This window comes from Chloroflexus sp. (assembly GCF_034432675.1).
GTDB lineage: Bacteria > Chloroflexota > Chloroflexia > Chloroflexales > Chloroflexaceae > Chloroflexus.
This window is the reverse complement of the sequence record NZ_DAOUBI010000237.1, coordinates 21470-30516: the sequence shown is the minus strand read 5'-3', so window position 1 is coordinate 30516 and position 9047 is coordinate 21470. Positions and strand designations below refer to the sequence as shown.

General features: G+C 54.5%; 6 protein-coding genes. 5 read left to right on the top strand and 1 reads right to left on the bottom strand.

The features are described from left to right. From VAE55_RS17980 to VAE55_RS17960, 5 genes are all read left to right on the top strand, one after another. Positions 1-1018 (top strand): glycosyltransferase family 4 protein (locus tag VAE55_RS17980; protein ID WP_322817096.1); only part of this gene is annotated, 1018 nt, incomplete at its 5' end. 39 nt (positions 1019-1057) lie between these two features. Beyond that, positions 1058-1828, top strand: a complete 771-nt coding sequence (locus VAE55_RS17975) for a hypothetical protein (protein WP_322817095.1) — start codon at positions 1058-1060, stop codon at positions 1826-1828. A gap of 26 nt (positions 1829-1854) precedes the next feature. Beyond that, a complete protein-coding gene (locus VAE55_RS17970; RefSeq protein ID WP_322817094.1) occupies positions 1855-4194 on the top strand; it encodes a sialidase family protein in 2340 nt (779 codons plus the stop codon). 629 nt (positions 4195-4823) lie between these two features. Next, a complete protein-coding gene (locus VAE55_RS17965; protein ID WP_322817093.1) occupies positions 4824-5597 on the top strand; it encodes a family 16 glycoside hydrolase in 774 nt (257 codons plus the stop codon). Positions 5598-5676: 79 nt separating this feature from the next. After that, the gene (locus VAE55_RS17960) at positions 5677-8007 is read left to right on the top strand and encodes a sialidase family protein (protein ID WP_322817092.1); all 2331 of its coding nucleotides are present in this window, start codon (positions 5677-5679) and stop codon (positions 8005-8007) included. 118 nt (positions 8008-8125) lie between these two features. Here the strand turns inward: VAE55_RS17960 and VAE55_RS17955 are convergent, their stop codons facing one another. Continuing rightward, on the bottom strand, positions 8126-9034 hold the full coding sequence (locus VAE55_RS17955; RefSeq protein ID WP_322817091.1) for a nitroreductase family protein: 909 nt from the start codon (positions 9032-9034) through the stop codon (positions 8126-8128). Between the last annotated feature and the right edge of the window lie 13 nt (positions 9035-9047).

Genomic DNA, 9047 nt, shown 5'->3' with positions numbered 1-9047 from the left:
GAGTGCAATCGTCGGCTTACGCCGGTTTTTGGCGACGACGCCACCATTTGATCTGTGTCACATCGAAACAGCGTTTCCGTTGGGGGTTGCCGCGCTGTTTGCCGGGAAGCATGCTCCGCCGATAGCTGTGACCTTGCCCGGTGCTGATGTGATGGCTGAACCAGAGTACGACTATGGCTATGCCCGGTTTCGGGTGGTGCGCACCTTACTACCGTTGGTATTCCGGCGTGCTCTGGTGATTCGCGCCGACTCGCCGCAGATTCGCGAGCTGGCAATTGCCCGTGGTGCTCCCGCATTAAAGGTCACCGCAATTCCGTACAACATCACGGAAGACAGTTTTCCGCCTGCTGATATGCCGTTGAGAGAGATGCGTGCACGCAGTCGCGCGATCATCACGACTCGTCACGGTCTTGATCCAGAACGTCCGATTATTGTCAGTCTCAATCGTCTCCATCCTTTTAAAGGGATCGCATATCTGGTTGAGGCAGTACCAACAATCCGGGCTGCCGGTCTGGCACCGCAGGTCGTGATTGTCGGTCCGAATCGCTCAACGCCACGCTTCGGCGATTACGGAGCATTTCTCCGTCGCTGGGCGCAAGCATTGGGAGTAGCGGCTGATGTTATCTTTACCGGTGCTATTCCCCACCACGATGCTCGTACCTATCTGGCCGGCGCTGATGTCGCTGTTGTTCCCTCGGTCGCCGAGTCGTTTAGTCGGGTGGTGATTGAGGCCTGTGCTGTTGGAACGCCGCCGGTGGTAACCCGCACCACCGGCGCCAGTGCGTATGTGGCGGCAGCGCAGGCCGGCATTGTGGTAGAGCCACGTTCTGGGCCAGCCATTGGTGAGGCAATTGTTTCGTTGTTAAAAGATCGGGCTGTATGGCAGGCGTATAGCGCACGTGCCGCAGCACTGGCACCGCAGTTCTCTTCACAGCGGATTGCTACCGAACTGGCCGATCTCTACCGGAATGCCTTACGCGCTAAGGCGTTACCTGAAACGGTTGCTACTGGCCGCTAAGGTGCGGGTTTTACCATTCGTCATTGAGGAGGATTTTTCATGGCACAAAGAAACCGTCTACTCTCGCTACTGGCAGTGGCTGCGTCGCTGATCGCGGTGAGTGCCGCCCTGTTCGTCGCCTTTCGTCCTGGTCAGGCCGAGGAGGGTGGGCCGATTTTGCAATATCCCCCTGAGCCACCGGCCCCGACTATCGGCCCCAACCCAACAGTGCCGGCTGGTCTGGCCGCCGGCCCGCAGTTCGTTGCCGATTTTGCGACCGCTGATAGTCTTGCCGCCTGGCAATCCGTCGCCCTCGATTTTGTCTTGCCCGAAGATAGCCCGAACTGGGTCATTGACAACGGCCGCCTCCGCCAGGATTTTGCCGGTGAGCTGCGCAACAGCTCGCTGGCTCAGGTCGCCTTGCTGGCTGAGCCTGTGGTGAGCGACGGTGTTGTGCGGGTCAGTTTTTACGACGAATTTAACGGCGTCGCCGGCATCGTTGCCCGCTATCAGGGTGAGGTTGGCTACGAGGCAACCTATTACCGGGTACGTCTGCTAAAGCGTGAGTACGAAGCAACACCCAAATACGTGCTGGAGAAGGTGGTCGATGGTGTTGCCACACCGCTGGCAGCGGTGGAGGGTCCAGGCTTCGCACCGCGCCAGTGGCATGTGATCGAGCTGGAGCTGCGCGGCGGAACGTTACAGGTTCGTCTCGATGGCAAGCTTTTGATGGAAGCAATCGATGGTCAGCCACTACCTGCCGGCCAGGCTGGTGTGTATACCCGTGCCATCGGTGGTATGCTGTTCGATGACGTTATCATCGCCCCGTAAGTAGCACATAGCCGAGGAGTAGATCCATGTCGATACTCGTTCGCACCTTGCTCGTGCCGCTCTGTCTGCTGGCACTTTTTGCTGGCATCTTGCCACCGGCGACCCCATCAGCCGCTCAAAGTGGGGCACAGTTGTTAGTCGAAACTGTTCTTCCCAACAGCTCAAATCTCAAGCTACCACAGGTTGCGACCTACGGTGATCAGGTTCATATCATAGGAATTGCTGAGTCGAGTGGTGCCTCCGAAGGGAAAGCCCGCGTCTGGTCAAAGACCGAGACTGCGTTGAGTTTCCCTACCCCGTATACCTTAGGAACCACTTCACGCACGACGCTTAATCCCGAATATATTAACAGTGCTATTGCCACCTCTCCGGCCGGTGATGTGTTGACGCTCTGGATCGATCAGGCGGCCAAGGTTGTTCGGTTCCGGAAACGTGATATTGCCGGTAACTGGGGACCCATCACCGAAGTGACACGCAATGTCGCTTTTCCAGTGCGTCCAGCCCTGACGGTTGTGAACGGTGGCACCCAGCATGGGCGCATTATTGCGGTCTGGCGTGATGATTTTACAGGCAGTGATGCCTCAATCTACTACACCTTCTCAGATAACGGTGGAGCGTCATGGGTGCCGGTAGCCCGTGCTTTTGGGATGAAAGCCTACCGTGCCGTGGTGCAGCTTGCTTCCGGCACGAATGGTGAGGTTGCACTTACCTTCACACGCGATGAACCACGTCCTCTCCACGTGATGGTGTCTATCTGGCAGGGAAATGGTTTCAGTGTGCCGGTTGATGTCAACGTTGGCGATCCTGCCCCCTATGCCGATAGCAGTGTCGCCATCCACAATGGTACTATCTATGTCGGCTACCGTCATGCCGATAGTGGTATCTTCTACGCCGAGAAAAATATCAATAATCTGTTTGATAATCAGCCATGGTCCACTGCACGTTTGACAGGCGAGAAAGGCGATGGGCAGGTCTCGGTAAGCACCGATCTCTACGGCAATTTACATATCTCCTTCATTCGGACTCCGGGTAGTCGTAGTCAGAATCGGTTAAACTATGCTGTACGCCTATCCAATGGTACCTTTCTAGGTCCGGTAGAGTCCGCAACCTCTGGACCTCTATTTAACGCCTGGGGTGTCAATAGTGCAAGCAACGGCTTCTACATGCACGTCGCCCACGAGGTATTCAGTGGTGACACCCCACTTCTCCGCTACGCTCTCTTCCGGGCCCCCGGCTCGCCATTTGGCTCGGATCCGCTCATCGAAGGTGGGGCAACACGGGTTGGTGGAGACGGGCGTACGTCGGTGAAGGTAACTTTCCCTGGTTTAGGCACAACGCCGCAAAATATTAGTGTGCGCTGGCGATGGGGAGCACCACCAACCGATGCTGCGAATGATTCAGGTGGCTGGGTATTGCTGAGTGAAAACGCAACTGCCGCTACCGAATTGACGGTGCCGATCCCCGCTACGTTTCTCAATGTCAACGATTGTACACCGCGCACGTTGTATACCCAATTGCGACGGAATGGCACCGCCTCAGTCATTGATACAACCGAGCGCAAGGCGAACGTCATCATCGATACCAACGTCGTTGCTACAGCAGGGGTTGCTAATCCATTGCTATATGACTCGTCAAACTGGTATGCTAGTAATTATCGAGTTTACGATCTCGATCCTGGCAGTACACCGTTGCCACAGATACTGCTTTCGGTAACAGATGGCGGTGATTGTTCACAAATCAGTCGGGTACGCGTTGCCGGTAATGCGGCCGCGCTTGCTGTAACCAGCGATCTTGACGTAGAGGGTACGTTAAACGCGATTATTCCTCTCCCTGGTGTCACCTTCGAACCACCGTCATCGGATGGTAATTACCCGGTTGTGATACGAATCTACGACGAGTTAGGTAATTCGCAAACGATTACCCATACCATTCGACTTGATCGGACACCGCCGCAAATGTCGTTGAGCGGAAGTGAGATCATTACCGTTACCGACTCTCCATTGGGTGACATACTCCAGGATTTGACCTTCAATCTCTCAACTGCAACAATCACCGAGGCAAACGGCATTCAGGGTGTCTTAATTGCCGTCAGCCCAAGCGCAGTGTCTAATCCAGCTACTTCATCGACCCTGCAATGGATTGAAGCTCCGGTTGAATTCAACGGTGGTCATTTCACAGTGTCGAGCTGGAGTATGGCGAATGCCCCTGGCGTAACAATGGCAACAACCAGTGTTACTGAACAGACCTTCTATCTCTACATTCGTCTGATCGACCGTGCCGGTAATATTGGCAATACAGTGTTAGAGACGACGGCAACCAGCACGCGCACGCCTGCTCGAACCTATGTGCCATTGGTAACACGGTAACTCTAGCATTTGGGAGATAGAAGGTAGAAAATAGCAGATGGTGGTAGTATCATGCACTTGTGCAACCACCACTATTTGGGGCGGCCCTGGTAGCCGCCCCGCTGTACTAATACTCTCTGTGTTCTTGGCGTCCCTGTGGTGCAATTGTAAACCGTAGAGATGACATTTATCCCCACCGTGAACGGCCAGGACAGTCTGATGGTCACCTGCGTTAAGCTTCAACCGTATCCTGTTCAAAATGCCAGGCTATAAAATACCAGCTTAAAGATAGTTCTCCTCTGCATCCTCCGTGTCTCTGGGGTGCCGGTAAAAACTACAGTAGATAATGAGATACTTGCCCAATATGAGGAATGCTTCTGTCTCTTTCGCTGCTGTTGTCGATTTGAGAATAAACAAGACAAACCTACCAAAATTCCGCGTTACTTTTGGCCGCTCAGAACGGTTTTATACATGAGCAGGAGGGAAAACGGGTGTCTTGTATTACGATACTTTATCGTATCGTTGCCTGAATACAGTTGGCACAGAAATTTTACCATTTTTAGTACTTTTTCGTTATATCCTATCCCTATCAACATTGCCGGCTACGTTGTACAATGCAGATAGTCTTCATGCGTAAGGAGGAGTCTACGATGTGGTATCGCCAACCTCACCTGTTATTCGCATCACTGTTGTTGGGGATGGTGGCAGTTTTCGGTGGTTTTTGGCTGACACTCCGTCCCGGTCAAGCCGAGGAGAGTGGGCCAATCCTACAATATCCTCCTGAACCACCGGCCCCGACTATCGGCCCTAACCCGACAGTGCCGGCAGGTTTAGCCACCGGTCCACTGTTCGTCGCTGATTTTACTACCACTGATAGCCTCGCCGCCTGGCAGTCCATTGCCCTCGATTTCGTCTTGCCCGAAGACCATCCGAACTGGGTGATCGATAACGGCCGCTTGCGCCAGGATTTTGCTGGCGAACTGCGCAATAGCTCACTGGCCCAGGTTGCACTGTTAGCAGCCACTCCTGTGGTGGGTGATGGCATGGTGCGGGTCAGCTTTTACGATGAGTTTAACGGTGTGGCCGGCATCATCGCACGTTATCAGGGTGAGGTCAGTTACGAGGCAAGCTACTATCGGGTACGCCTGTTGAAGCAGGAGTACGAAGCGACACCGAAATACGTCCTGGAGAAAGTGGTCAATGGGGTAACTACACCGCTGGCAGCGGTGGATGGTCCAGGCTTCGCACCGCGCCAGTGGCACGTGATTGAACTGGAGCTGCGCGGCGGAACGTTACAGGTTCGTCTCGACGGAAAGCTCTTGATGGAGACAACCGATGGACAGCCATTACCGGCCGGGCAGGTTGGTGTGTATACCCGTGCCATCGGTGGCATGCTGTTCGATGATGTTATCATCACGCCTTAGCCGATAGGATGTGGATAAGGCGAGTCGTGACCATTACTCAACAGAGCAAAATCACCGAACCCATCAGGAGAACGTTCCTATGTTGCGTACAACTTCGCTGATTACTGTTATCTGCTTCATTGTTGTTACGTTGGCCGGGTTGCTCCCGATTCCATCGCAGGCACAAGAAGGGGCCAGCTTCATCCGCGAAATTGATATTGCAGCCAGTAATACCAAATACCCTCAACTCGCTGTTGATTCCAATGGGGTGTATATTAGTGCAACCGATGGCATCTCTAGCAGTGAAAATGGCACTGTAAAACTGTGGATCAAGGGTGAAGAAGATACCGCTTTTCCCGCTCCATTATCGCTTGGTACTGTTGCTGCCGGGATTGCCCAGGACTGGGTGCAAACCGCGGTGACAACTGCACCAACTGGCGAGGTCTACGTGTTGTGGATCGATCAGGTTGCCAAGACGATCAAGTTTCGTCGCCGTGAACCGGGTGGAGCCTGGAATCCGGCAACATTTGAAATAATGCGTGGTCATAGCTTTGCCGTGGAACCTGCAATGGCCGTCCGCACCAACGGCCAGATTGTCGCAGCGTGGCGTGATGATAAAAATATTAACTATGCCTTCTCGAATGATCGTGGCACTACCTGGTCTGCCGTAGGTTCAGTACCAGGTGCACTAGCATATAAGTCTCAAACAGCAATGGCGGCTGGACCCAATGGTGAGCTGGCAATTACCTTCACTCGCGATACGCCACGTCCATTACACGTCATGGTTTCACTCTGGACTGGTACAGGTTTTGGAACGCCTGTTGATGTGAACGGTAGCACGTCGGCGGTGTTTGCTGATGCTAGCGTTGCTTTCAGTGCCGATCCGGCACCAAATACGCGGATCGCGGTTGCATTCCGGGGAGCTGATGATGGCATCTTCTTCGCGGAAAAGCTGGTCAGTAATTTCAGTGACCCCTGGTCGGCGGCTAAACTGATCAGCGGAAAAGGTGATGGCCGAGTCAACATTGACTACGACCAGCGTGGGAATCTCCACATGGCATGGATTCGTCAGGGCACCAGCCGAAATGTCAATCAACTCTTTTACGCCGTCAGGCCGGCGAATCAGGGCTTCTTGCCGGTGGTCAGTGCGCCGACCGTCGCGCCGGTCTTTAATGCGTGGGCTGATGCCCGGGTTGGTGCGCGAAGCTATATGCATGTCGTGCACGAATTCTTCCAGGGTAATGCTCCGCGTCCTCGCTATGCCCTCTTCCAGGCTCCAGGTGCTGCGTTCGGCTCACGCCCGCTCATCGAAAATGACGTTGCAGTGGTTGGTGGCGATAGTAAATTGACTGTCAATGTGACCTTTCCTGACCTGACCACCTCGAATCTCCCCGATCAGGTACGCTGGCGCTGGGGAGCACCTCCGACCGATACCGAAAATGACTCAGGTGGATGGCAGTCGTTCAACCCTAGCGGTCCAACCAGTGTATTGGCAGTACCAATTCCAGCATCCTTGCGCACTGATGCCGGTTGTGTTGAACGTGTTCTCTACACGCAGTTGCGTCGGAGTGAGAATAATCTGATCGATCAGGTTCGCTCTGATGCGGTGATTATCGATGCTGGTGTTCTAGCCAGCGCTACTGTCGGAAACCCCTTTTCACGTTTGAAGACTTCACCATTTACCGGCATTACAACCGCTGATCTGATTGGAGAAGGTGGGGCTAGTGATGGTCATCCTGACTACACTCGCGTGCCGGCAGTCTACGTCGAACTACGGAGTGTTGGTGATTGTAGCGGACTGCAAAATTTTGCGCTGGCTCCAAACGCAACGGCACTCAATAGCGTGAGTACACTGACCATTAACGGCAATCGCTTTGCCAATATCCTGCCCTATCCTGATACGATAGCTGAAGGACCACTTCCGGTCGTTGTGCGTGTGCGTGATACCCTGGGCAATTCGATGCATCTTGCGCACACATTGATCTACGATGCAACACCACCGGTCCTTAGCGGAGGAAGTTTGCAGGTCCAGCCGATTCCGGGCAGTGCAACGGTTATCGTGAATCTGGAGTTTAGCAATATCGTTGTGACCGATAATCTCTACCCCGGTCGCGGCTTCTGGGGGGTCTGGCTGGCCAATAGCCGGGTTCCGGTAACTAATCCGGCAACTGACCCGAACCTAGTCTGGTTCCCGGTTGCTGCCCCGGGCGATACCAATAGCTTTAGCGTGGTCTGGAGTCTGGCCAGTGGCCTGTCGGAAGAACAACTTACACCCGGACCTTACTATGTCTATGCTCGCATCCTTGATGGTGCCGGTAATCCGAGTGTCAGCGGCACTACCTCGCTCACTGCAGCAGTGCTGCCCGCGGGTGTCATTACGCTCGATCAAGTGACCTTCCCGAAGCTCTACGTTCCGCTGCTACATCGGTAGCAATGCGCTGACAGCTTTTACAGCGCACAAATGACAGGGGCGCACAGATGTGTGCCCCTGTCAGGCTGTATCAGCCTACAACTGATAGCAAAACATTGGCGTGCGTGACTACCTACCCCTACTCCTCGTGCCAGATCACCTTGCTTGCCAGTGAACGACGGCGACCGCGTGGCCACTCAAGAGCTGCAGGATGCCCAACGTAGAAGAAGCCGAGTAATCGGGTGCCAGGGGTAAAGCCGACAACTTCTGCCACGTGCGGGTGTGTCGCACAGGCACCACTCGTCCATTTGCCGGCCAGGCCCAACGCACTGGTCATCAGGTGCATATTCTGGACGGCGCAGCCGACGGCAATCAATTCTTCCCATTCGGGTCGCTTCGGATGGGCTTGCATGCCGATCGCAATCCAGACGGACGCCTGCCACACCCGGTTGCGTTGTCCCTCTTCACCGGAACTCCCGACGGGCAGGTTGGGATTGAGCAGACGAAATGCCATACCAAAGGCTTCGCTTAGTATTTGTCGTGCAGCACCGCTATAGACCACGAAGCGCCAGGGTTCTGTCTGGCCGTGGCTCGGTGCCCAGTTCGCCGCTTCGAGCATCAGTGTTACCGCCTCTCGTGCAATCGGCCCGGCGGTTAAATCTTGCAGCGCAAAACTGCGGCGGTTGGCAATTGCATTGAGCAATAGATGGGGAAGTTCAGCATTTCGTATCGGCTCTGGAGACTCTACCTGTGCCCCGGCCTCCAGATGGTGACGCGCTTTCTGAGCTAGAGCAATAAGTGCCGGTCGAAGCTGTTCCGGGTGGGTGAGCGGTGGTTCAAATGGGATCAGAATGGTCGTTGTTCGTTCATCACCGCTGACCTGTATCTCAATGCTACTTGCTTCGAGGCGCGTTATCAGGGCTTGCTTGGCCCAGCCTATACCGGCCAGACCACGGGCGTAGGCCAGTACAGCATCGGCATGATCGCTATTCATATGTTCGATTGCTGCCGCAGCAATCGGTGCAATCGGATCGGAAGTAATGCTCATAGTCTCCTCTACT